Raw genomic sequence first — 21,459 nt, forward strand, 5'->3', positions numbered from 1 at the left:
TGCAAGTATTCTCTCCCGAAAAACTCCCAACCTTCCACACGTTTAAGACATTCCCACTGGAGAGGTGTGTTCTCCAGCATTCCCGGGCGGTTCCGCGGGCATGCCCGGCGCGCCCCCGCGCCGGGGGCACGGCGGGGCGCCGGGCACGCGGACGGCACTTCGGCGCGGAGCGGTCCGGCCCCGGCGGGCGACCCGGGACGGCCCGGGAGCGGACGGCGGCACCGGAGGCCGACGGGACGGCGGGGCCCCGCGGGGCGGGCACCGGGAACCGGGACGCCGGGGAGACCCCCGGCCGGGAACTCCCCGCGGCCCCGCGGTGTTATGAAGGACGCCGTACGAAGAAAGGGTGGTCACAGATGACGACCGAGCGCGCCGTCCTGGCCGGAGGCTGTTTCTGGGGTATGCAGGACCTCATCCGCAAGCTCCCCGGGGTGGTCGACACCCGGGTGGGCTACACCGGGGGCGACGTCGAGAACGCGACCTACCGGAACCACGGCACGCACGCCGAGGGGATCGAGATCGTCTTCGACCCGGAGCGCACCTCCTACCGGGAGCTGCTGGAGTTCTTCTTCCAGGTCCACGACCCCACGACCCTGAACCGGCAGGGCAACGACATCGGCCTGAGCTACCGGTCGGCGATCTACTACGTCGACGAGGGCCAGCGCAAGGTCGCCCAGGACACCATCGCCGACGTGGACGCCTCCGGCCTGTGGCCGGGACCGGTGGTCACCGAGGTCGAGCCGGCGGGGGCGTTCTGGGAGGCCGAGGAGGAGCACCAGGACTACCTGGAGAAGTACCCGAACGGGTACACCTGCCACTTCCCGCGCCCGCACTGGCGCCTGCCCCGGCGCGAGGCCACCGCGTGAGGGTGTGACGCGTGACGGGGGCCCCGGCCGATCGGCCGGGGCCCCCGCGCGTACGCCTCCCCCGCGCGTGGCGGGGGCCGGCGGGCTCAGTGCCCGCCGGGCGTACGCGGCTCCTCCAGGCCCGCGCGGCGGCGGGCCCGGCGCCCCACGCCCTCGACCGCGCGCAGGGCGTCGCGGACCTCCCGGGCCGTGGGCGAGAACGCCAGGTTGTGGATGGTCTCCCCGGGGGCGGTGGCCGCGGCCACGACCTCGTCCAGGACCTCGTCGCCGACGTCGCCCAGCCCGGCCTCGGTGAGCGTGGTGGGCAGCCCCAGGCGGGCGGTGAACTCGGCGAACCGGTCGACCTCCGCGGCCGGCGCCCCCTCCAGGACGAGCTGGGTCAGGGAGCCGATGTTGACCTTCTCCCCGTGCGCGAGGTGGTGGGTGTGCTCCACCGCGGTCAGCCCGTCGTGGACGGCGTGGGCCGCGGCCAGTCCGCCCGACTCGAACCCCAGGCCGGAGAGCAGGGTGTTGGCCTCGACCACGGCCTCCACGTCGGGGGTGACCAGGCCGTGCTCCACCGCCTCCAGGGCGGCGGGGGCGGACTCCCACAGGATGTCCCAGGACAGGCGGGCCAGGGCGGTGCCCGCCCGGGTGGGCAGGCCGTCCACCATGGTCGTGCTGTGCGCCCGCTCCACGGCGCGCGCCTCGATCCAGGTGGCCAGGGCGTCCCCGATCCCGGCGGAGAGGAACCGTGCCGGGGCCGCCGCCACGAAGCCGGTGTCGACCACGACCAGGGCGGGGTTGCGGTCGTAGAAGCGGTAGGACTCGAACCCGCCGTCCTCGGTGTAGACCACCGACAGCGCGGAGGTGGGCGCGTCGGTGGAGGCGACGGTGGCCGCGCTCACCCAGGGGATCCCGGCGTCGTCGCCGGCGGCCTTGGCCGTGTCGATGGCGGTGCCGCCGCCCACGCCGACCACCACGTCGTGGCCGCCGTCGGCCAGGACGCGGGCGACGCGGCCGATCTCGGACCGGGTGGGGAGCCCGCCGAAGCGCTCGAAGGTCAGCGGCAGCTCCGCCCGGGAGAAGGCGGGCGCGAGGACCCCCTCGGTGAGCCCGCGGACGGTGTCGTCGGCCAGGAGCAGCGGGCGCGACCCCAGCGGGGCGAGCAGCTCCCCGAGGCGGGCCAGCGCCCCGCGGCCTTGGACGTAGCGGCCCGGGGAGGCGAAGACCCGGAGCTGTGGTGCCTGTGTGTCCTCGGCCATGGGGTGTGTTCCTCCCGTCGTGTGGGTGCGCTGTCCCCTCCCCCCTGACCCGGTGGGGGTGGGTGGCAAACACGTGCTTGCCGTCACATCGCCACTTGTTGGGGGAACCGTGCCCCGCGGCGGGCGGGCGGAGCCGCCGTGCGGGGGCGCGGGAGGCGCTGGCGGTCGAGCAGGGCGGGAGGCCTCGCGCGGGGCGGCCCCGGGGAGGCCTCCGGGGCCCGCTCCCGCAGGGCGGGTCCGGCTGGTGTGCCGGAGAAGTGCACCCCCGCACGGACAGGACCGGCGGGGGCGCCGGAAAAGACCACCGTGCACGGCGGGACCGCCGGGGCGGGACCGGCCGGAACGCCGGGAAGGACCGGTGCCGCTCGGCGGGAACGCCGGGGAGAACCACTGCCGGACGGCGCAATCGCGGCGGTGCACCGGGGAAGACCCCTCCTCCGCGACAAGACCGGCGAAGGGCCCCGGAAAGGACACCCGCACGGCAGGCCACCGGGGAGAACCGCTCCCGCACGGCGGGGCCGGCGGGTGCGCCGGGCACGCGCGGGGCGTTCCCCGCAACGGCCCGAGGGCCCGGTTCGGGTACCGGGCCCTCGGTGTTCGGGTGCTCCCCCGCGGCGCCGCGCGGCGCCGGGCGTCCGGGCGGGCGAGCGGCCCCCGGTGTTCCGGGCGGCCGGGGGACGCGTGCGGCCCGGCCGGGGCGGGGGCCGGCGTCAGCGGGAGATGGCGAGCCCCGCCTCGACCAGCACGGCGTGGATGTGCTCCGAGCACAGCAGCAGCTCGCTCATGACCGTGGTGACCGAGGCGTCCGAGGAGGGCGGGATCTCGGTGACCAGTCCGCCCCACTCGGGCACGGGGACCACCAGCACCCACCAGGGCGAGGGACGGCCCCCGTTCTCCTCCCGGGCGCGGTAGCGCAGCAGCAGGTGGTCGGGGCGGCCCAGGCCCTCCGGGCTGCGGGGGGAGGGCAGGGTGGTGCCGACGCCGGTGGACAGGGACGCGAGCATGTAGGAGCTGGAGGCGGACTGCTCGGCGCGCGCGGTGGCCGCCTCGTCCTCGGGGTGCCCGGCGTGCCCGAGGAGGACGCCGTCGAGGTCGAAGGCCGCCGTGTGCGCGGCCCCGGTGCGCGCTTCGAAGTCGGCCAGGAGTTCGCCGACCTGGGCGGGGGACTCGCCTCGAACGAGGGGGCGCCCGCGCCCGTTCCGATTGTTGGTCATGAGCGAACCTTAGAGTGACGCAAGGGGCTGGTGTGAACCGGAATGCCCGTCACAGCAGGGGTTCCCGGCGCCCGCGGCCGGGAGCGCACCCGGGGTCCGGGACAAAGGCGCAGCTCAGGGCGGGAGTGATGGAGAAGTCACCGTCCGGAACCGTTCCGGTCACATTCTTCGCCTTTGCCCGCTCCGCTCCCGGTCGGCCCCGGTCGGCCCCCCGGTCAGGCCCAGAGCCGGGCGCCGCTCTCGGTGAGGAAGGCGACCGTCCCGTCGGGGCCGACCGAGACGGAGTCGATGTAGCGGGGCGAGTGCGCGATGGGGGTGCTCTCCTGGGGGCGGGCCAGGGGGCGGGCCTCCAGGATGTCCGGGGCGTCGGCCCCCCGCCAGGCGCGGCGGGTGGCCAGGGCCACGGGCTCGCCGTCCCACTCGGCCAGGGCGGCGATCTCGTCGGCCAGGCCCTCGAAGTCGGCCACGACCTCCAGGTCCGGCAGGGACAGCACCCGGCGGCCGTCGGAGAGCAGCGGGCGCCCGCCGACCACGGCGGCGACGGGGTGCCACCCCGCCCGCCGCTCGACCTCGCCGATCCGCTCGCCCGAGGGCATGCCGTGCAGGTGGAGCATGGAGTTGTAGCAGATGTCGACGCCGTCGTCGAAGAAGTAGGCCTCCTCCTCGTGGGCCTGGACCACGAGGTAGGGCCCGGCGACCGCGAACCGCTCGTGCTCGTGGTCGCAGTTCCAGGCCCCGCGGAGTTCGTCCACCGGGGCCCCGGTGGCCGGATCCACCGCCCAGCGGGCGTAGGAGCGGGGCGTGTCCGAGTCCAGGAAGAGCACCAGGGGGCGCCCCGCCACCTCGGCCACGCGCACGTGCAGCAGGTGCTCGGGGTCCCAGGGGACCGCTCCGGCCAGCCGTTCGCGGACCCGGCCGGTGCGGGGGTCGCGCAGGACGAGGTCGTGGCCCTCGGCATGGGCCACCGAGGGGTCGCCGCCGGGGGTGTCCAGCAGCAGGGACAGCGGCGGGGTGTCCAGGAGGGGCCCGGCCGGGTCCCCGGTGCGCGCGTCGTAGGCCCGCGCCCGCGGACCGCCGGGGCCGTATCCGGTCAGCAGCAGCAGGTCCCCGGCGGTCCACGTCTCCTCCCACCGGACGCCGCTCTCCTCGCCCACCGGGTGTACCGCTCTTTCGTCCGCCATGGCGGACGACCCTATCGGTCCGTCTCAGCCGCTGCGGGGCAGGCCCCGGACGGCGGCGGCGGAGAGGGCGAGGGCGGCCGAGTCCTCGATGAGCGCCCCGGCGGTGTCGGGGCCGACCCGGCCCCAGGCCTCGCGCCAGGAGACCCCGGCCCAGGCGCCCACGGGGGCGACCGCGCCCGCGATCAGGGCGGCGGGCAGCGCGGGTGCCCCCGCGGCGCGGGCCAGCAGGGCCCCGCCGGCGGCGGCGCTGGCGATGCGCGGGGCCAGCCCGGCCCAGCCCAGGCGGCTCGGAACGCCGGGGACCTTGTCGCCGGCGAACTCGGCGACGGTGCCCAGCACCGTCAGGGTGGTCAGCACGGGCCCGCCCCAGGGGACGGTGCGCAGTGCCGTCCCCACGCCCAGGCTGGCCCGGGATCCGGCGGCCAGGCCCAGCAGGCAGGCCCGTACGGGAATCCCCTTGCGCTCCGTCATGGTGTCCTCCGTCGTGTCGGGTTCCTCCCCCCGATCCTGCGCCATGTCCGGCTCCGGCGCGAGGAGCGCCCCGCCGGTCCGGCCGGGGCGGGGAGGACCGGCGGGACGGCAGGGGCGGGCCGGGGAGGACGGGCCGGACGTCCGGCGCACGCGGGCACCCGTGCCGACGCCCGCGCGAACGCCCGTGCGGACGGACATGCGGGCAGGCGTGCGGACGGGTGTGCCGGGGTTGGCGCGCACGGTCGGGGGAACACCACCGTGTGTTGCTATCGAGAGATCTTCCCCCGTGACCCCCCGAGACGACCCCGGGACCGCCGCCAACTCCGCGGGCGCGGTGAGCGGCGGCACCGTCGTCCAGGTCGGCGCCCTGCACGGCGACGTCCGCCTGGAGCACCCGGCGGCACCGCCCGTCCCCCGCCAGCTCCCCGCCCCGCCCCGGCACTTCACCGACCGGGAGCCGGAGCAGCTGCGCCTGCGCGAGGCGCTCGGCGACCCCGCCGGGCGCACCGTCGTGCTGACCGGGACCGGCGGGGTGGGCAAGTCGGCGCTGGCCCTGCGGTTCCTGGACGCGGCGGCCGGCGAGTTCCCCGACGGCGTCCTGTACACCGACCTGCGGGGGTTCGCCGAGGGCGGGCCGGCCGACCCGGCGGACGCCCTGGACGCCTTCCTGCGCGGGCTGGGCGCCGCCCCCGGCTCGATCCCCCGCGACCTGGCCGGGCGCGCCGCCGCCTTCCGCTCCCTCACCCACGGCCGCCGGCTGGCGGTGCTGGTGGAGAACGCCCTGTCCGCCGCGCAGGTGCGGGTCCTGTCCCCCGGGCCCGGGCCGCACCTGGTGCTGGTCACCAGCCGCCTGCACCTGCCGGGCCTGCGGGTGGACGGCGCCGGGTTCGTGGACCTGGACCCGCTGGCCGAGGACGACGCGGTGACGCTGCTGGAGCGCATGCTCGACGACGGCCGCACCCGGGCCGACCCGCGCTCGGCCCGCGCCCTGGTGCGCCTGTGCGGCCGGCTCCCGCTGGCGCTGCGGGCCGCCGCGGGCGGCCTGCTGCTGCGCCCCCGCCAGCCCCTGAGCCGCATGGCCGACCGCCTGTCCGGGGAACTGCGCCTGGACGGGCCCGACGGGACCGGGGAGCCCTCCGTGGACGCCGTGCTCACCGCCTCCTACCTGCTGCTGTCGCCGCCCGCCCGGCGCCTGCACCGGCTGCTGGGGCTGCTCCCCGGCCGGGACACCGCGCCCGACGCGGCGGCGGCCCTGGCCGGGGAGGACCCCGAGCGCGCGGAGGAATTGCTGGCGGAGCTGGTGGCCGCGAGCCTGCTGGAGGAGACCCCGGGTGGCCGGTTCGCCCAGCACGACCTGGTGCGCCTGCACGCCGGGCGCCGGGCCGAGCGGGAGGAGGAGCCCGCCGAGCGCGAGCGCGCCCTCGACCGGCTGCTGCACCGCCTGCTGGCCACCGCGGCGGCGGCCGACCGGGCCCTCAACCCGGGCCGCTGGCACCTGGCGCCGGTGTTCGGGGAGCCGCCGGTGCGGGTGTTCGCCACCCGGGTGCGGGCGCTGGAGTGGCTGGAGGGGGAGCTGGACGTCCTGCGCGCCTGCGTGGACCTGTGCTCGCGGACGGGCAGGCACCGGTGGGCCTGGGAGTTCTGCGAGTGCCTGCGCACCGTGTTCACGCTGCGCAAGCACATCGACGCCTGGGAGGCCACGCACCTGGCCGGGCTGGCCTCGGCGCGGGCGCTGGAGGACCCGGCGGCGCAGGGGAACGTGCTCACCGCGCTGGGCGGCCTGTACCTGACGCTGGGGGACGTCGATCGGGCCCGGGAGACCCACCTGCGGGCGCTGGCGGCCTGGGAGCGGGCCGGCCACTCCCTGGGGCGCGCGTCGGCGCTGGAGGACTGCGGGGTGTGCGAGCTGGCCCGGGACCGCCCGGCGGACGCCGTGCCCTACTTCGAGCGCGCCCTGGAGGTCCACACCGGCCTGGGCCGGCGGCGCGGCATCGCCCTGATGCACCGCAGGCTGGGCGAGGCGCGCCGGGACCTGGGCGAGCACGGCGCGGCGGCGGAGCTGCTGGGGCGGGCGCTGGAGTTCTTCACCGAGGACGCCGAGCCGTACATGCGCACGCGGACCCTGCGGGCGCTGGCCGCCGTCCACCGGGCGGCGGGCAGGCCGGAGGCGGCGCGCGAGGCGCTGGCGGAGGTGCTGCGGATCGCCGCGGACATCGGCGCCCCGGCGGAGGAGGCCGGGGCCCGGGTGATGTCGGCCGACCTCGCGCAGGAGGAGGGGGACACCGCCCGGGCCCGGGAGCTGCTCACGCGAGCGCTCGCCATTCACACCGCACTGTCCTCCCCGGAAGCCGCAGTACTGCGGAGGCGGCTGGCCTCCCCGCCGTACGCGGAAGGGCCGTGATCGGGGAGGCCGCGGTGACGGCGGCGGCCCGGAGCAGGGCCCGGGTCGGCACCGCGGGGAGCAGGTCGGCGAAGGCGGCGACGATCGCCGCCGTCACGGGGTCGGGAACGGTCAGGCGGGCGTGCGCGCCGCGCAGGTGGACGGACGGGGGCGGGCCCGGCAGCACGACGGTGCGGCAGCCCGGGAGGCGGTCGAACACCTCCGCGGCGGTGAGGAGCCGGGTGGCGGGCGGGCCGGGGGGTGTGCCGGTGTCCGGGCCCGGGGCCGGGACGGCGACGGTGTCCGCGGAGTGCAGCCAGTGCGGCCCGACGCCCGCGGACAGGATCACCTGGAGCTGCCGCCCCAGCAGGCGCGGGCCGCAGGGCTCCAGCTCGACCAGGTCGCACCGGAAGACCCGGTAGGGGTCGGGGGCGTCGGGGGCCTTCACGCCGCCCACCCCCGGGCCGGCGGGTCCCCGGCGAACCGGGGCTCGCCCGGCGGCGGCGGGACGGCGGGCCGGTCGGGTTCGGGAAGGCGCATCAACCGGTAGGCGAGGGCCCGCAGCAGCTCCGCCGAGCGCCCGGGCGCCGAGGTCAGGCGCGCCGCCACGTGGGCGCCGTGGCCGGGCTCCCACCCGCGCACCGCCGCGGCCAGGGCCCGGACCGGGGACTCGCCGTCCCGGTAGTGCGCGGCGACCTCATGCAGGGCCTGCGGGGTGGAGCCGGGGACGACGTCGGTGAGCCCTCCCCCGGCCAGCAGGGTCGGCACGCCCAGGGCCGCGGCGTAGGCGGTGACGCTGCCCGGGTCCCCGACCACCGAGTCGGCCGCCACCAGGAGCGGGGACCACGGGGAGGTCGGGGCGAGGACCCGCAGCCCGCGGGCGCGGGCGCCGGACAGCCAGGCCAGCATCTGCCGGGGGCCGTGGGACCACCAGATCCCGGGGTGCAGGACCAGGGCGGTGACGTGCCCGGCGGGGGCCTCCTCGCAGAGCCGGCCGACCAGGTCCGGGTGGACGCCGAACAGCCCGGTGCGCCCCCAGGAGCTGGTGACCACGGTGAGGTGCTCGGCGTCGCCGACCCCGGCGGCCCGCCGGATGCGGGCCCGGTCGGGCAGCGCGGCCACCGCCCGGTCGAAGGCGGGGTCGCCGACGACCTCGATGACGGCGTCGGCCTCGGGGACGACGGAGGTGAGCACCCCGCGCTGCCACTCGTGCGAGATCCCGATGGCGGCGGGCACCACCCGCCCGTAGCGGACCAGCGCCCCGTACACGGCGCCGCCGACCGGGCGCTCGACCGGGGGCCCGTGGCCGGGGCCGCGGGCGGTCTCGCGGGAGAACCCGGTGCCGTGCGGGACCACCAGGACCGGCGCGCGGACCTCGTCCAGGCGCCCGTGCCCGGCGGCCAGGGCCAGGTCGTAGGTGAAGGAGGTCGCGTCCTCCCAGGGCAGGACGGCGGCGTCCAGGGTGCGCAGGTAGGCGGCGCCCCCGGCGGCGTGGAGCGCGCCGGGCGCGAGGGCCCAGACGACCTGGACGCGGGTGTCGCCCTCCAGGTGGCCGACGAACTCGCAGAGGCGGTCGGCGGTCTGCTGGCTGTGGACGACGGCGAGAACGGTGCGCTGCGTGCGAACGGTGACGGGTGCGATGGGACCGGCATCGCCCCGGATCCATCTTCTTGTGGCGGCCAAGGGGGTGTTCCTTCCGGCCTCGGTGGCAGGTCGGTTCCCACTGTGGGAGGAGGACCCGGTCAGGGCCGTGCCGCCGGCTCGCAGCCTCCTTGCGGCTCCTTGCATCGGGCCGGGGGCCTCCTTGCAGAATCCTGGTCGGGTCCGGTGCCCGGGCGAGGGCCCCACCGTGAACGGGGGCTCAGCCGCTGTCGCTCCAGGAGTTCGGGTCACCGAGCAGGTGGACGAGGAAGGCCAGGAAACCGCCGGGAATGGGAAAGAGGCTTTTGCCAAACAGAAGCATGCTTCTCCCGGTCTCTACCCGTGAGGGGAGGAGGGGGTGTGCGAACGCGGGGAACCGGACCCTGGGGGCCGGGCTCTCGATGCGCTGACACCGTACTGGAGATGCCGCCGCCGCGTGTTGGTTTTCCGGGCATAAGCGCACATTGTTAGAAGTGCGAGGTCAGAAACCCGTCCCGTGGATATGCGGATCTATGTCGAGCTTGATTCTGATCAGGGCGACCTCCTGTATCCGCAGGGGTTCCAGCAGGCGGAGCGCCTCACGCCAGAAGGTGCGCGCCCCCACCGGGTCCCCCTCCTGGGTGTCGAGGTCGCCCAGCCGGTCGCAGGCCAGGCCCTCCGGGGCGGTCAGGCCGTACACGCGCGCCTGCTGACGGGAGCTGCGGTACTGCATCCGGGCCATCGCGGGGCGCCCCATCGCGAGGTACACGTCCCCCGCGGTGTAGAGCAGGGTCGGTTCGATACCGCGGATACCGGACTCGTCGCTCCGGCGCAGCGCGTCCTCCACCACGCTCTGGGCCTCCGCAGGCCGACCGAGGCCGAGCAGGGCCGCCGCCCTCCCCCGGTCCGCGCGCAGGATCCCGGGGGTGTTCCCCACGCTCCGGTAGAACTCCCGCACCCCGGAGAAGCATCTCAGGGCATCCTCATAGCGGTACAGGTGCTCGAACACCACCCCGAGGTTGGCACGCGCGTTGACGGCGCTCAACCGGTCGCCCAGGGCCTCGAAGATCGCCATGCTCTCCTCGCAGTTGCGGCGGGCCTCCCTGTGGTAACCGGTTTCGAGGCGCACCCGGGCCTCGTTGAGCATCGACTGCGCCCGGATGTGGTCGTCCCCGAACCGACACACCTCCCTGAAGGCCTCGACCGCTCCCTCGAAATCCCCGAGGTGCGCCCGCGCGAGACCGAGGCGGTTGAGCGCCTGGGCCTGCCCGGCTCGGTCCCCGCACCCCCGGAAGGCGGCGAGCGCGGCCTCATGGTCCTTCAGGCCCGTCCGGTACTCCTGCGCCGCGTTGTTCACCATGCCCGCCTGGTCACGGGCGTAGGCGGTGCCGCTGGTGTTCCCGGCCGCATCCCAGGCGGCGACCGCGGCGGCGATGTCCTCGCGGGCGCCGTCGAGCCGGAGCAGGCGCCGGCGTATGCACCCCCTCTCGTACAGGACGTGCGCGGCCCCTTCCTCCCCGCCCAGCGACCGCCACGCCTCCAGGGCGAGGCCGAGGGAGCGTTCCGCCTCGTTCCACGGCCCGCAGCTCTCCAGCAGGCCCGCCATCACCAGCGGCAGCCACGCCAGGTGCGCGGTGTAGCCGCGCTCCCGGGCGAAGGCCACCACGGCGTCGAGTTCCGCGAACGCCTCGACGAACCAGTCCCGGGCCTCCTTGGGCCCGGCGAAGGCCTCCCCCGCCGGCCTACCGATCATCGGCGGGTCCGGACGGAAGCGGCCGGGCAGGGCGGCGCGGTCGGCGGCGTCGGCCGTGTGCAGGTAGTGGTCGAGCACGCGCAGCTCCACCGCGCGGCGCTCCGGCTCCGTCATCTCCTGCCCCGCGCGCTCGCCCGCGTACCGGCGCACCAGGTCGTGCATGCGGAAGACCCCGTCGGCGGTCTCCTCCACCAGGTGGACGTCGAGCAGTTCCTCGAAGGCGGCCTCCGCCTCCCGCAGCCCTCCGAACGCCGCCGCCACGGCGGACAGGCGCAGGTCGGCCACCGGGTGCAGGCCCGCGCACAGGAACACGCGGCGGGCCACCGGGGACAGATCCGCGTAGGACATGTCGAAGACCACGGTCAGCCTCCGCTCGGTCCCCTCGATCTCCGACAGGCCGTTGCGCAGGATCCGCTCCGCGTGGGCCCCGGCACTGCGGGCCGGGTGGCGCCGGAGCTGGCCGGCGGTCAGTCGCAGGGCGAGCGGCAGGTTGCCCAGGAGGGACGCGAGGGGGGCCATGCCGTCGTCCTCGGCGGGGCGGTGGGCGAAGGCCGCGAGCATCCGCAGGCCCTCGTCGTCGGACGGCGAGCGGAGCTGGAGGTCGCGGGCGCCGTCGAGTTCCAGGACCGGGTTCTTGCGGATGGTCACCAGGGCGACCCCGCCGGGCGAGGCCGGGATGAGGGGCGCGATGCGCCCGCGGACGGCGTCGTCCAGCACCAGGAGCACGCGCCGGTCGGCCGTGGCGGTGCGCCACATCTCGACGCGCCGGTCCAGAGTCTGGGGGACGGCCTCGCCGGGCACGCCCAGGGCGAGGAGCAGCCGGGAGAGCGCCTGCCCGGTGTCGATGCCGCGCAGGTCGATGTGGAGCCGGATGTCGAACCGGTCGCGCATCCGGTGGGCGGCGTGGAGCGCGAGGGCGGTCTTGCCGACGCCGGCCAGGCCGCGGACCACGTGGACGGCGGTACCGGTCCCGGTGTGCTCGGCGTCGTCCAGCAGGAGCCGGAGCTCCCGCTCCCGGCCGGTGAAGTCGCCCAGGTCGTTCGGGAGGGTGTCGATGACGGCCGGTGCCGGAGCGGGGACGGGACCGGGCGCGGCCTCGGGGGCGGGCGGGGCGGCCGGGGGCGGACGGCGCTCTCCCGGGGGTTCGGTCCGGGGTGCGGGGACCTCGTCCCGGAGCAGCCTCTCGAAGAGCCGCCGGGTCTGCGTGTTGGGCTCGACCCCGCCGGTGCGGCGGAGGTGCTCGCGCAGGACGGTGAAGGCCTCGGCGGCCTCCGTGCCCCGTCCGAGTTCGGCCAGGGCCCGCATCCGCAGGAGGACGAGGGGTTCGTGCAGCGGGTGGTCTTCGAGGCGGTAGAGGAGTTCGGCGTGGTCGCCGAGTTCGAGGGCGTTGTGCGCCCACCCGGCGAGCACGCGGAGCCGGAGGGCGCGCATGTCGGCCCGCCGGGCCCGCGCCCAGGCGCCGTCCACCAGGGCCAGGGGGTCGCCGTCCCACAGAGCGAGGGCCTCGTCGAAGAGCAGGGCGGCCTCGGGGCGGCGGCCGGTGTCGGCCCTGCGCCTGGCATCGTCGAGCAGGAGCCGGGCCCGGCGCCAGTCCACGCACCGGGGGTCGACGTCCAGGACGTAGCCGGGGCCGCGCGAGACGAGCGCCTCGGCGGGGAGGCCGGCGTCGCGCAGTTTCCTGCGCAGCCGGCTCATGAGGCTGTGGAGCGTCTCCACGGCCGTGCGGGGCGGGGCGCCGTCCCACAGGGCGTCGACGAGGGCGCTCTTGTGCACGGGGTGCCCGACCTTGTCGGACAGGACGGCGAGGGACAGTGCCGCCTGGGGGGAACCCGCGTCGACCGGCCGGTCGTCGACCAGGAGCCGCGGGCCACGGGCGAGGAGTCGTATGTCCAGCCTGCCATAACCCAACACGGGATCAGGATGCCACCGCCTTTTGCGGATTGTCGAGATCGTCGATAAGGACATCGCACGGGGGCCGAAAACCCGAAGCCACGACCTGCGACGATGCGAATCAAACACACGGGAGGACAGGGTTTTCTCACCGAAAGGAAGGTGGGGTGCTTTCGCTTTTACGGCGGCGACGCTAACATGCACAGATAAATGCACGAAAATTCATCACGTACCGCGGAACGCCATTCTGCACATTCCGCGGCACGTGCACGGCGGAGCCGGGGGCGAACCGATCCCCTCCGCCCACCGCAGCGGCGCACGTCCCGGGACTCCCACCAGCTCGGAAGCACGGCCACGACGAGCCCCGGACGGCGCACCGCCGGACCAGCCCCTGCACCACCGGACCGCCCGCGGGTCGTCCACACCCTCGCGGGCACCCGTTGCAGCGGTCGGCGGAGACGCCCGACAATGGATTCGGGGGCCGAACCCCGTCCCCTTCAGCGCAGACTCCCCGCCCGGCCACGCTAACCCGCCCCGGCGTCCGCCGCACCGGTTTCGCCCGACCTGTGGACAACGCCGAGCCCCCGCCCCGCACAGCCCTCTACCCCGTGGTACTTTGTAGTAGTACTCGGCGTCACCGGATAGTGGGAGGTCGGAGCGCGTACGCCATGGAAGACCTGACGGAGATGTTGAAGGGCACGCTCGAAGGCTGCGTGCTGGAGATCATCGGCGGCGAGGAGACCTACGGGTACGCCATCACGCGACAGCTCAACGAACTCGGGTTCGTCGACGTCGTCGAAGGAACGGTGTACACCATCCTCCTGCGCCTGGAGAAGAACGGACTCGTCCAGGTGACGAAGCGGCCGTCCGGAATGGGGCCGCCGCGCAAGTTCTACGCGCTCAACGAGGCGGGCCGCGCGGAACTCGCCACGTTCTGGGCGAAATGGGAGTACCTGTCATCACGCGTCGACAAGCTCAGGGAGGGCGGGGGATGAACCTCTGGGACACCGTGACGGGCAACGACATCACGCGGGAGTGGAAGGCGTTCGAGGTCCGGGCCGGGGCGCTGCCGCCCGAGTACGGGGCCGCCTGGGAACAGATCAAGGCGCAGCTGTTCGCGTACTCGGACTTCACGGGCCGCAACCTGACGCCGATCCTCGACGGCGCCCTGGGCCTGCTCGAAGAGACGGCGGCGGACGGGCTGGACGTCCGGGAGGTCCTGGGCGACGACGTCCCGGGGTTCTGCGCGGCCCTGGCCGGGGGCGAGGGGGCGCGCAGCCACCGGGACCGGTGGCGCGAGCAGTTGAACCGGAACGTCGCGAGGAAATTGGGCCGGCTGGGAGGCTGACGTGGGCGTCCAGGACATCATCGAGGGCAAGAGGCAGTGGCGGGCGCACACGGCGCGGGTCAAGGCGCTGCCGCCGGACTACCGGATCGTCTACAAGGAGATCCAGCGGTACTACTTCAAGGTCGGGCCGGTCGGTCTGGCGGACGGAGAGCTGCTCGGCGGGATCGTCGACTTCTTCGAGGAGGGCGTCGCGTCCGGCAAGGGGGTCATGGAACTCATCGGCCTCGACGTCGCCGCCTTCTGCGACGACCTGATCAGGGACACGAGGACGTACGCGGACATCTACCAGGAGTCCGTGGCCCAGGGGCGGGGATCGGGATCGGGGTCGGGCTCGTCCAGCGCGTGACCGCCGACCACAACTTCGGCCCATCCCCGCAGACGCGGGGAGCAGTTCTGTCTCTCCATTTAGACGGGGAAGAGTCGAGGGCCATCCCCGCGTGCGCGGGGAGCAGTGGAGCAACCCGGGAACCACGGCCAACTCCCAGGGTCCATCCCCGCGTGCGCGGGGAGCAGTCGGACCGGTCGAGCGCGATCCGCTCGACCAGGGGTCCATCCCCGCGTGCGCGGGGAGCAGCAGGCGGTCGCAGACCGCAGCGACCGCGTACAGGGTCCATCCCCGCGTGCGCGGGGAGCAGGCGCGCCATCTCGGCGTCTACCCCGGGACGAAGGGTCCATCCCCGCGTGCGCGGGGAGCAGATGAGCGGGGAGCCGGGGTTCATCGCCGACGCGGGTCCATCCCCGCGTGCGCGGGGAGCAGGCGCGCCATCTCGGCGTCTACCCCGGGACGAAGGGTCCATCCCCGCGTGCGCGGGGAGCAGATGAGCGGGGAGCCGGGGTTCATCGCCGACGCGGGTCCATCCCCGCGTGCGCGGGGAGCAGTTCTGGCCCCAGAGACCGTCGCGCCAGCCGACGGGTCCATCCCCGCGTGCGCGGGGAGCAGACCCGCTTCATGAGCCGGTTCGCCTCACGCGAGGGTCCATCCCCGCGTGCGCGGGGAGCAGCAGCGCGCCCTCTCGTCGGACTGGTGGCAGGAGGGTCCATCCCCGCGTGCGCGGGGAGCAGAGTAATTGACCTGGGAAGATTCCACTGTCAACCAGCCGTTTTTACAACTTCTCAAGAATCAGACAAAACGCCCACCCGCTCAACAGCGGTTCCAGGACTTCCTACCGGATGGGCCCACGACCGGCAACGCCTTCCGCCGAAGTCCCCTCTTCAACACGAGCCGATGCAGACGCACCCACCCCAGCGAACACCGTCCGAGAACCGGACACAGGTCAATTTTCCCCCCACACGCCACACCCCACCTGGCGCTCAGCCCCACGACCCACCATCCTGGAACGCATGCCGATTCCCAGAGCCGTCGCCGTCGTCGTCCGGGACGACCGGGTCCTGCTCATCAAACGCTTCCGCCGCCACTCCTCCACCGACTCCTGCGCCCGCTACCGGCTCGTCCCGGCGGAGGGCGAGCCCTGCCCCGGCCACCACTACGCGGTCCTGCCCGGCGGCCACGTCGAGGACGGAGAGTCCGCCGAGACCGCGGCCCTGCGCGAACTCACCGAGGAGACCAGCCTGCGCGCACGGATCTCCCACCTGCTGTGGACCGGCATGCACAACGAGCGCCCGGCCTCCTACTTCCTCATGACCGACGTCACCGGGACCCCGCGCCTGTCCGGCCCCGAGGCCGACTTCCAGGGCCCGGACAACCGTTACGACCTCCTGTGGGCGACGGCCGACGACTTCGGCCCCCTCAACCTCCACCCCGCCGAGGTCCACACGCCCCTGGCCGAACTCCTGCACGACGGCTCACCGGTACCGGCCCACCCGGGCGCGGGCTGAGCGCACCGCGCCCGGCTCCCTCCAGACCGCACCGCATCCGAACACAGGACCCGCCCGCCGGCTCACCCCCGGCCCAGCGCCCCGATGACGGCGCGCTCCACCGGTGTGGGCCGCTCCGCGTCGAGGTCGAGTTCGCCCACCGGCAGCAGCGGCGGCTGGGCCATGAAGCGCGGCACCTTCCCCCGGTGCGGCTGCGCGGCGTGCACCAGGAACGGGTGGCACAGGAACACGTCACCGGCCTCGCCGGTCGCCAGCGCCTCGGGACGCCCCTCGCTCGCCGGGACGGCGGCCCCGCACAGGTCCATGAACTCCCGCCCCTGGTCGCCCGCCCCCTCCAGCAGCGGGGGAAGGTCGCGGTGCGAGCCCACCCGGATGCGGGTGGGGGCGTCGTCGGGACCGACGTCGGAGAACAGGAAGAGCATCAGCAGCGCCCGCCCCCGCGAGCGCAGGTTGACCCGGGCCTCCCCCTTCTCCCCGGCGAACGACGCGTCCAGGTGCCACCCGGCGTCCCCGGGGTCCTCCTCACTGGGGAACCGCACCGGGAACGTGCCGAGCCCGCCCGGCCGAAGCCACCGCCCCTCCCCCACCAGCCGGTCGAACGCGTCGAGCAGCGCGGGGGTGGTGGCGGCCTCGCGGAACGGCAGCGCGTGGTAGCCGCCGAGCCGGACCACCGGCCGGGTCCAGGTGGCGGGGTCGTCGGGGTCGCACCCGAGGTCCTTCCACAGCAGTTCCCGGCCCTGCTCGGCCAGCTCGCGGGGGAACGCGCCGCGCAGGGCGACGAACCCGTTCTCGACGAACGTCTCGATGTCGCGATCGGTCAGCATGGGTGGTTCCCCCTCGTTACGGGCGCCGTTCGGGCGCGCTGCGGCGTGGACACCGGCCGGGTTCCCGGGCGGGCGCGACCGCAGGGCCGTGACCGCGGCGGACAGCTCCACCGGCGCCCTCGTTCGTCGGCAACGCTAGGCGGTGGCGCGGGGGTACGACCCGACAGTTGAGGTGCACGTCCGGTCGGGTCCCGGTCGCGCGGCGGGCGGGCGGCACACCCCCGGCCCACGAACCACCCGACCGGAGCCCGCCCCCGACAGCCCTTCGGTCCGGCAGTCCGGCAGTCCGGCGGTCCAGCGGTCCGGCCGCGCAAGGATCGCCCGCGCCACGACCGGACCGTGCCCGCCCCCACCACCAGCGGCAGACCCACCACCGGCCCCCTCAACCCCCCGGGCGTCCGCCCACCGCCGGTCCGGCCAGGGGCTCGGCGGCCACGTCGGCGATCACCCGGCTGGGCTTGCCGGACATGGCCGAGGCCACCCACCGGTCCACCCCCGGCAGCGCCGCCAGGCGCAGCACCATGCGGCGCAGCCGCAGCCGCAGGACGGTGTCGGGCAGGAACCAGGCGGTCCCGGTGAGGGCCGCACGCTGGCGCTCCTCCACCACGGGACGCCACCGCGCCTCGTAGCGCGCCACCCCCTCCCCCACCGTGGCCGCCCGCGCCAACTCCTCCGCCAGCACGAACGCCCCGCCCACCCCCATCGAGGCGCCCTGCCCGGCCAGCAGCGACACCGCCTGTGAGGCGTCCCCCAGCAGCACCACCCGCCCCCGCGACCAGGAGTCCATCCGCACCTGGGCCACGTGGTCGTAGTAGACGTGCTCGGGCCCGGGGCACCGCTCCAGCGCCCGCGGCACCTCCCAGCCCAGGCCGGCGCAGGCCTCGCGCAGGGCCCGGCGGGGGTCCCGGGGCAGGGTGGTCTCCCGGCTGCGGTGCACGGTGAAGATCGCCACCCGGTCCCCCGCCAGGGCGTAGAACCCCATCTGCGCGCCCAGGCTGTCGGTGAGCACGAACCGGCCGCGGAGGCGCTCGTGCAGCCCGGCGTCCTCGAAGACGAAGGCCCCCGTGTGGAAGCCCAGGTGGACCAGGTGGTCCTCCTCGGGGCCGAAGACCAGGCCCCGCACGGTGGAGTGGACGCCGTCGGCGCCCGCGATCAGGTCGGCCTCCAGGGCGCGGCCATCGGAGAGCCGCGCCGCGACGCCGTCGACGCGCTCCTCCACGCCGGTCAGCGCGGCGCCGTAGACGAGGTCGACGCCCTCGGGCAGGGATTCGCGCAGGGTGCGTTCGAGGTCGGGGCGCATGATCGAGACCAGGTCGCCGCCCATGGCCTGGGCGAAGCGCTCGAACCCCATCGAGGCGCGGCGCCGGCCCCGCTCGTCCACGAGGACGGCTTCGGAGACGCGGTGGCCCAGCTCCCGGATGCGGGGCAGGAGCCCCATCTCCCGGGCCGCGTCCAGGCCGGGGCCGAAGAAGTCGATCATGTAGCCCTGCGGGCGTGGTCCCGGGGCGCGTTCGACGACGGTGACCCGCCACCCGTGGTGGGCCAGGCGGCGGGCCAGGGCCAGCCCCGCGATGCCCGCTCCGGCGACCACGGCGTGCGGCGTGCCGGAGCCGCGGAACGCGCCTACGGAGGCCGGCGCGCCGGGGTCGGTTTCGGTGCCGGAGTCGGCGGGTGTGCCGGGGGCCTCGGGTGCGCCGGGGGTTCCCGGCGCACCGAAGGCGTCGGGTGTGCCAGAGGCGCCGGGTGTGCCAGAGGCGCCGGGTGTGCCGGAAGTGCTCAACGTTGCTCCTCAACGGCTCCGGTCAGGAGCCTGCGCAGAACGGGGACGGCGGCCTCGGCGGCCAGGGAGGGGTCCAGGGGTCGGTGCAGCATGAGCCCGTCCACGGCCGAGGCCAGGACACGGGCGGTGGTGTCGGGTTCGGGGACGCCGATGGAGCGCATCCAGTCGGCGAGCAGGGCGCGGAAGTCGGCCAGGAGCCCGGTGAGGGCCCGGTGGAGTTCCTCGTCGCGCCCGGCGGCGAGGTAGGCCTCGGTGAACAGGACCGAGGTGGGGTCGTCGCCGGAGTAGGCGTCGAGGGAGCCGAGGAGGAGGTCCAGGCCCTGTTGCGCGGAGGCGCCGGACAGGTGGGCGGCGCCCTCGTGGACCACGGCGGACATGGTGCGCAGGGCGGCCTCGTTGAGCAGCTCCCGCAGGGACGGGAAGTGGTAGTGGACCAGGCCGGGCCCCACGCCGGCGCGTTCGGCCAGGACGCGCGTGCTCACCCCGGCCCAGCCGCGCTCGGCGATGAGTGCGGCGGCAGCGGTGAGCAGGCGCTCGCGGACCTCCTGCGCGCGCTGTGTGGCCATGTGTCCCTCCCGGTTCATGATTTGGGCGATCGCCTTGGGCGAGTGCCCAATTTCGAGGATGCCACATCCTCCGGGGATTTCAACCCCTCGTGCCGCCCCCGGCGGACGGGGGCCCGGGGCCCGTGGAGCGGGCCGGGCGCGCCAGGTGAACACCGGGCACGCCGGGCGCGCACCGGACGCGCGGCGTGGACCGGTCCCCGCGTGACACCGTCAACTACGATGGCGCCGTGGTCACGCGATCTGAATCCGCCGCGGCAACGCGGAGCGCCCTGGTGCGCGCAGCGTCCGAACTGCTGGACGAGGGCGGGCCCGAGGCGGTGACGCTGCGGGCGGTGGGCGCCCGGGCGGGGGTCTCGCGCGGGGCGCCCTACGGCCACTTCGAGGACAAGGCGCACCTGCTGGCCGAACTCGCCGTCGACGCCTGGTCGTCCCTGGCGGACACCGTGGAGCGGCTGCGCGCGGACGAGGACGCCACGGCGCGGGTCCGGCTGGAGCGGGCCGTCCTGGCGCTGATCGGCGTGGCCCGCAGCAGGCCGCACGTGTACGCGCTGATGTTCGCCGCCCCGGCGGACGACCCCGTGTCGGTCCGCGCCGCCGAACGCCTCCAGGACCAGTTCCTTGCGCTGGTCGCCGACGTGGTCGGCGAGGCGCAGGCCCGCGGGCGCGGCGCCCTGGTGATGGCGGGCGCGCACGGGATCGCGGGACTGGAGCTGAGCGGGCACCTCGCGCGGGAGAAGTGGGGGGTCGGGGTGGACGACCTGGTGCACATGCTCGTCGAGGGCCTGCGGCCGGAGGCTCCGGAGCTCGGCACGGAGGTTTGAGCCGCGCCGGTCCGGCACGGACGACGGCGGCAGGCGGCGCCCTCGCCCACGGGAGCCCTTGAGGGCCCGGGGCTTCGACGCGGCGCGCCGACACGCGCACCCGGCGTCCGTACGGCGGGGACACGCCGGGGCGCGGCACTTCAGGTCCCCTCCGAGGGGGCGCCCAGGGCGGTACGCGCGAGGTGTCCCCGGTGTCCCCGTCGTCTCCGCGGTTCGCCGCGCCCTCGTTCTCCCGTGCCGCCGGTCCGCCCCAGCCGCTCCGCACCACCATTCACTTGACAATGTCATCTGAATGGCGCACCGTGGTTCATATGACACAGTCACATGAAATTTCAGCGGACGACACCCGCCTCCGGCACCTGCTGGACCGGGCCGAGATCAGCGATGTGCAGCTCCGCTACGCCACGGGGACCGACTCCCGGGACTGGGAGCTGTTCCGCAGCTGCTTCACCGACGAGGTGGAGGTGGACTTCAGCGACGGCTTCGGACAGCCCGTGATGCGGCTCGCGGCCGACGACTGGGTCCGGGGGACGGCGCCGCGGATGGAGTCGTTCAAGGCGACGCAGCACATGATCACGAACCAGGTGGTCACGTTCGACGACGATGACCACGCCACGTGCGTCGCGTACGTCCGGGCGGGCCACCACCTGCCGAACGACACCGGGGGCGGCGAGCAGACGGTGTACGGGTACTACACGAACCGGTTCGAGCGCACCGAGCGGGGGTGGAGGATCGCGAAGCTCAAACTGACGGCCCTGTGGATGACGGGGAACTTCGGGATCTTCCAGACGGCCCTCACCTGAGGGGGCCGCCGGGCCGGTGTGGACGCCGGTACCGCCGCCGGCGCTCCACGCGGGAAGGTCAGTCCACGTGCGCCGGGCCGGGGACGCCCAGTGCCGGTGCAGCAGGGCGATCTGTTCGGGCAGCACCCGCGCCACGGACAGCTCCGGGAGGTCGTCGACGTCGAACCAAGCGATCTCGCTGGTCTCGTTGCTGGTGAAGGCGGGGTCGGGGTCGGCCAGGGGCTCGCAGACGAAGAGGAGCTTGTAGATGTGGCGGTCGTAGACCGGCACGTGCGGCCACAGGTGCCGGTCGAGGACCCCGGCGATGTGGGCCGCCCGGACGGGGACGCCCGCCTCCTCCAGGACCTCGCGCTCGACGGCCTGCCTGGGGCTCTCCAGGATGTCGCACCAGCCGCCGGGCAGGGACCAGAGGTGGGCGTCCGCGACCTCGCGGACGAGCAGGACCCGGCCGGAGCCGTCGAAGACGCCGCCGCGCACGTCGAGCTTGGGGGTGGTGTACCCGGCGACGATGGCTGTATGGCGGTCGTAGGCGGGGAGTTCGTCGGAGGAGACCGTCTGCATCAGGTCGCGGGCGAGGGCGCCGATGCGGTGGAAGCGCTCGATGTCGAAGGCGTCCGTGCAGTAGGCGAGCCCTGACTCCGCCTGCGCGGTGAGCTCCATCGCGATACGCCGGAGGTGTTCGGAGGGTGTCGGGGCACTCATGCCCGCCGAGTCTAGCCAGGGGTGTGCGGAGGGGGGAGTTCGGTGGGACCCGGTCGGCGTGCCAGGCCCCGTCCCCATCCCCGCGATAGCGGGGAGCAGTCGACCACCGGCCACGTCGCCGCGGTGCCCCGGGGTCCATCCCCGCGTGCGCGGGGAGCAG

At 75.1% G+C, this 21,459-nt stretch carries 18 protein-coding genes, 1 pseudogene and 1 CRISPR repeat array; of the genes and pseudogenes, 8 read left to right on the top strand and 11 right to left on the bottom strand.

Going from position 1 to position 21,459, the window contains the following annotated elements; all coding sequences use genetic code 11:
* Positions 1-356: 356 nt before the first annotated feature.
* Positions 357-866, top strand: a complete 510-nt coding sequence (gene msrA / locus BUE45_RS02685) for a peptide-methionine (S)-S-oxide reductase MsrA (protein ID WP_073374499.1) — start codon at positions 357-359, stop codon at positions 864-866.
* An 86-nt stretch (positions 867-952) separates the two neighbouring features.
* Here the strand turns inward: msrA and BUE45_RS02690 are convergent, their stop codons facing one another.
* The 4 genes from BUE45_RS02690 to BUE45_RS02705 all read right to left on the bottom strand — a co-directional run bounded on the left by BUE45_RS02690 (position 953) and on the right by BUE45_RS02705 (position 5,021).
* Positions 953-2,110, bottom strand: coding sequence for a glycerol dehydrogenase (locus tag BUE45_RS02690; protein ID WP_073374501.1), 1,158 nt, complete (start codon positions 2,108-2,110; stop codon positions 953-955).
* A 710-nt stretch (positions 2,111-2,820) separates the two neighbouring features.
* Positions 2,821-3,324, bottom strand: a complete 504-nt coding sequence (locus BUE45_RS02695) for a hypothetical protein (protein WP_073374503.1) — start codon at positions 3,322-3,324, stop codon at positions 2,821-2,823.
* A gap of 215 nt (positions 3,325-3,539) precedes the next feature.
* A complete protein-coding gene (locus BUE45_RS02700; protein WP_143173236.1) occupies positions 3,540-4,505 on the bottom strand; it encodes a hypothetical protein in 966 nt (321 codons plus the stop codon).
* Between the two features lie 24 nt (positions 4,506-4,529).
* Entirely contained in the window at positions 4,530-5,021 is a 492-nt protein-coding gene (locus BUE45_RS02705) for a hypothetical protein (protein WP_245832729.1), read from the bottom strand.
* A 241-nt stretch (positions 5,022-5,262) separates the two neighbouring features.
* Here BUE45_RS02705 and BUE45_RS02710 point away from each other — a divergent pair, with 241 nt between their 5' ends.
* Entirely contained in the window at positions 5,263-7,377 is a 2,115-nt protein-coding gene (locus BUE45_RS02710) for a tetratricopeptide repeat protein (RefSeq protein ID WP_245832730.1), read from the top strand.
* Here the strand turns inward: BUE45_RS02710 and BUE45_RS02715 are convergent.
* The 3 genes from BUE45_RS02715 to BUE45_RS02725 all read right to left on the bottom strand — a co-directional run bounded on the left by BUE45_RS02715 (position 7,280) and on the right by BUE45_RS02725 (position 12,640).
* Positions 7,280-7,804: a hypothetical protein gene (locus BUE45_RS02715; protein WP_143173237.1), complete on the bottom strand. Its 525-nt coding sequence runs from the start codon at positions 7,802-7,804 to the stop codon at positions 7,280-7,282. The genes BUE45_RS02710 and BUE45_RS02715 overlap by 98 nt on opposite strands.
* Positions 7,801-9,039 (bottom strand): hypothetical protein, encoded by a 1,239-nt coding sequence (locus BUE45_RS02720; protein WP_084736798.1) that lies wholly within the window; start codon positions 9,037-9,039, stop codon positions 7,801-7,803. Before BUE45_RS02720 ends, BUE45_RS02715 begins: the two co-directional genes overlap by 4 nt.
* Before the next feature lie 439 nt (positions 9,040-9,478).
* Complete coding sequence (locus tag BUE45_RS02725) at positions 9,479-12,640, bottom strand: AfsR/SARP family transcriptional regulator (RefSeq protein WP_178378428.1); 3,162 nt, start codon at positions 12,638-12,640, stop codon at positions 9,479-9,481.
* 647 nt (positions 12,641-13,287) lie between these two features.
* On the opposite strand from BUE45_RS02725, the gene BUE45_RS02730 reads away from it, so the two are divergent.
* The 4 genes from BUE45_RS02730 to BUE45_RS33155 all read left to right on the top strand — a co-directional run bounded on the left by BUE45_RS02730 (position 13,288) and on the right by BUE45_RS33155 (position 15,803).
* Positions 13,288-13,614: a PadR family transcriptional regulator gene (locus BUE45_RS02730; RefSeq protein WP_073374511.1), complete on the top strand. Its 327-nt coding sequence runs from the start codon at positions 13,288-13,290 to the stop codon at positions 13,612-13,614.
* Complete coding sequence (locus BUE45_RS02735; protein WP_073374513.1) at positions 13,611-13,967, top strand: DUF1048 domain-containing protein; 357 nt, start codon at positions 13,611-13,613, stop codon at positions 13,965-13,967. The genes BUE45_RS02730 and BUE45_RS02735 overlap by 4 nt, the downstream gene beginning before the upstream one ends.
* A 1-nt stretch (position 13,968) precedes the next feature.
* Positions 13,969-14,313 carry a DUF1048 domain-containing protein gene (locus BUE45_RS02740; RefSeq protein ID WP_073374515.1) on the top strand — a complete coding sequence of 115 codons (345 nt, stop codon included), beginning with the start codon at positions 13,969-13,971 and terminating at the stop codon, positions 14,311-14,313.
* Positions 14,314-14,329: 16 nt separating this feature from the next.
* Positions 14,330-15,029: direct repeats of the CRISPR family, unit length 29 nt; unit sequence GGGTCCATCCCCGCGTGCGCGGGGAGCAG.
* A 279-nt stretch (positions 15,030-15,308) separates the two neighbouring features.
* Positions 15,309-15,803 (top strand): NUDIX hydrolase, encoded by a 495-nt coding sequence (locus tag BUE45_RS33155; RefSeq protein ID WP_143173238.1) that lies wholly within the window; start codon positions 15,309-15,311, stop codon positions 15,801-15,803.
* A 62-nt stretch (positions 15,804-15,865) separates the two neighbouring features.
* Here BUE45_RS33155 and BUE45_RS02750 read toward each other — a convergent pair whose 3' ends face one another.
* From BUE45_RS02750 to BUE45_RS02760, 3 genes are all read right to left on the bottom strand, one after another.
* Positions 15,866-16,627: a phytanoyl-CoA dioxygenase family protein gene (locus BUE45_RS02750; protein WP_073375347.1), complete on the bottom strand. Its 762-nt coding sequence runs from the start codon at positions 16,625-16,627 to the stop codon at positions 15,866-15,868.
* A 382-nt stretch (positions 16,628-17,009) separates the two neighbouring features.
* Complete coding sequence (locus BUE45_RS02755; protein ID WP_073375349.1) at positions 17,010-18,218, bottom strand: FAD-dependent oxidoreductase; 1,209 nt, start codon at positions 18,216-18,218, stop codon at positions 17,010-17,012.
* A 185-nt stretch (positions 18,219-18,403) separates the two neighbouring features.
* On the bottom strand, positions 18,404-18,973 hold the full coding sequence (locus tag BUE45_RS02760; RefSeq protein WP_073374517.1) for a TetR/AcrR family transcriptional regulator: 570 nt from the start codon (positions 18,971-18,973) through the stop codon (positions 18,404-18,406).
* 272 nt (positions 18,974-19,245) lie between these two features.
* Here BUE45_RS02760 and BUE45_RS02765 point away from each other — a divergent pair, with 272 nt between their 5' ends.
* Both BUE45_RS02765 and BUE45_RS02770 read left to right on the top strand, forming a co-directional pair.
* Positions 19,246-19,794 (top strand): TetR/AcrR family transcriptional regulator, encoded by a 549-nt coding sequence (locus tag BUE45_RS02765; protein WP_245832731.1) that lies wholly within the window; start codon positions 19,246-19,248, stop codon positions 19,792-19,794.
* A 311-nt stretch (positions 19,795-20,105) separates the two neighbouring features.
* Complete coding sequence (locus BUE45_RS02770) at positions 20,106-20,597, top strand: nuclear transport factor 2 family protein (protein WP_073374519.1); 492 nt, start codon at positions 20,106-20,108, stop codon at positions 20,595-20,597.
* A gap of 58 nt (positions 20,598-20,655) precedes the next feature.
* On the opposite strand, the pseudogene BUE45_RS02775 reads toward BUE45_RS02770, so the two are convergent.
* Positions 20,656-21,299 (bottom strand): annotated as a pseudogene (locus tag BUE45_RS02775) (NUDIX hydrolase N-terminal domain-containing protein).
* Positions 21,300-21,459: the final 160 nt, after the last annotated feature.

This window comes from Nocardiopsis flavescens, assembly GCF_900141985.1.
GTDB classification, from domain to species: domain Bacteria; phylum Actinomycetota; class Actinomycetes; order Streptosporangiales; family Streptosporangiaceae; genus Nocardiopsis; species Nocardiopsis flavescens.

Excerpts from the sequence above, each read along its gene's own strand:
- msrA (WP_073374499.1), top strand. The coding sequence starts at position 357 with ATGACGACCGAGCGCGCCGTCCTGGCCGGAGGCTGTTTCTGGGGTATG.
- BUE45_RS02690 (WP_073374501.1), bottom strand. The coding sequence starts at position 2,110 with ATGGCCGAGGACACACAGGCACCACAGCTCCGGGTCTTCGCCTCCCCG.
- BUE45_RS02695 (WP_073374503.1), bottom strand. The coding sequence starts at position 3,324 with ATGACCAACAATCGGAACGGGCGCGGGCGCCCCCTCGTTCGAGGCGAG.
- BUE45_RS02700 (WP_143173236.1), bottom strand. The coding sequence starts at position 4,505 with ATGGCGGACGAAAGAGCGGTACACCCGGTGGGCGAGGAGAGCGGCGTC.
- BUE45_RS02705 (WP_245832729.1), bottom strand. The coding sequence starts at position 5,021 with ATGGCGCAGGATCGGGGGGAGGAACCCGACACGACGGAGGACACCATG.
- BUE45_RS02730 (WP_073374511.1), top strand. The coding sequence starts at position 13,288 with ATGGAAGACCTGACGGAGATGTTGAAGGGCACGCTCGAAGGCTGCGTG.
- BUE45_RS02735 (WP_073374513.1), top strand. The coding sequence starts at position 13,611 with ATGAACCTCTGGGACACCGTGACGGGCAACGACATCACGCGGGAGTGG.
- BUE45_RS33155 (WP_143173238.1), top strand. The coding sequence starts at position 15,309 with ATGCCGATTCCCAGAGCCGTCGCCGTCGTCGTCCGGGACGACCGGGTC.
- BUE45_RS02750 (WP_073375347.1), bottom strand. The coding sequence starts at position 16,627 with ATGCTGACCGATCGCGACATCGAGACGTTCGTCGAGAACGGGTTCGTC.
- BUE45_RS02760 (WP_073374517.1), bottom strand. The coding sequence starts at position 18,973 with ATGGCCACACAGCGCGCGCAGGAGGTCCGCGAGCGCCTGCTCACCGCT.
- BUE45_RS02770 (WP_073374519.1), top strand. The coding sequence starts at position 20,106 with ATGACACAGTCACATGAAATTTCAGCGGACGACACCCGCCTCCGGCAC.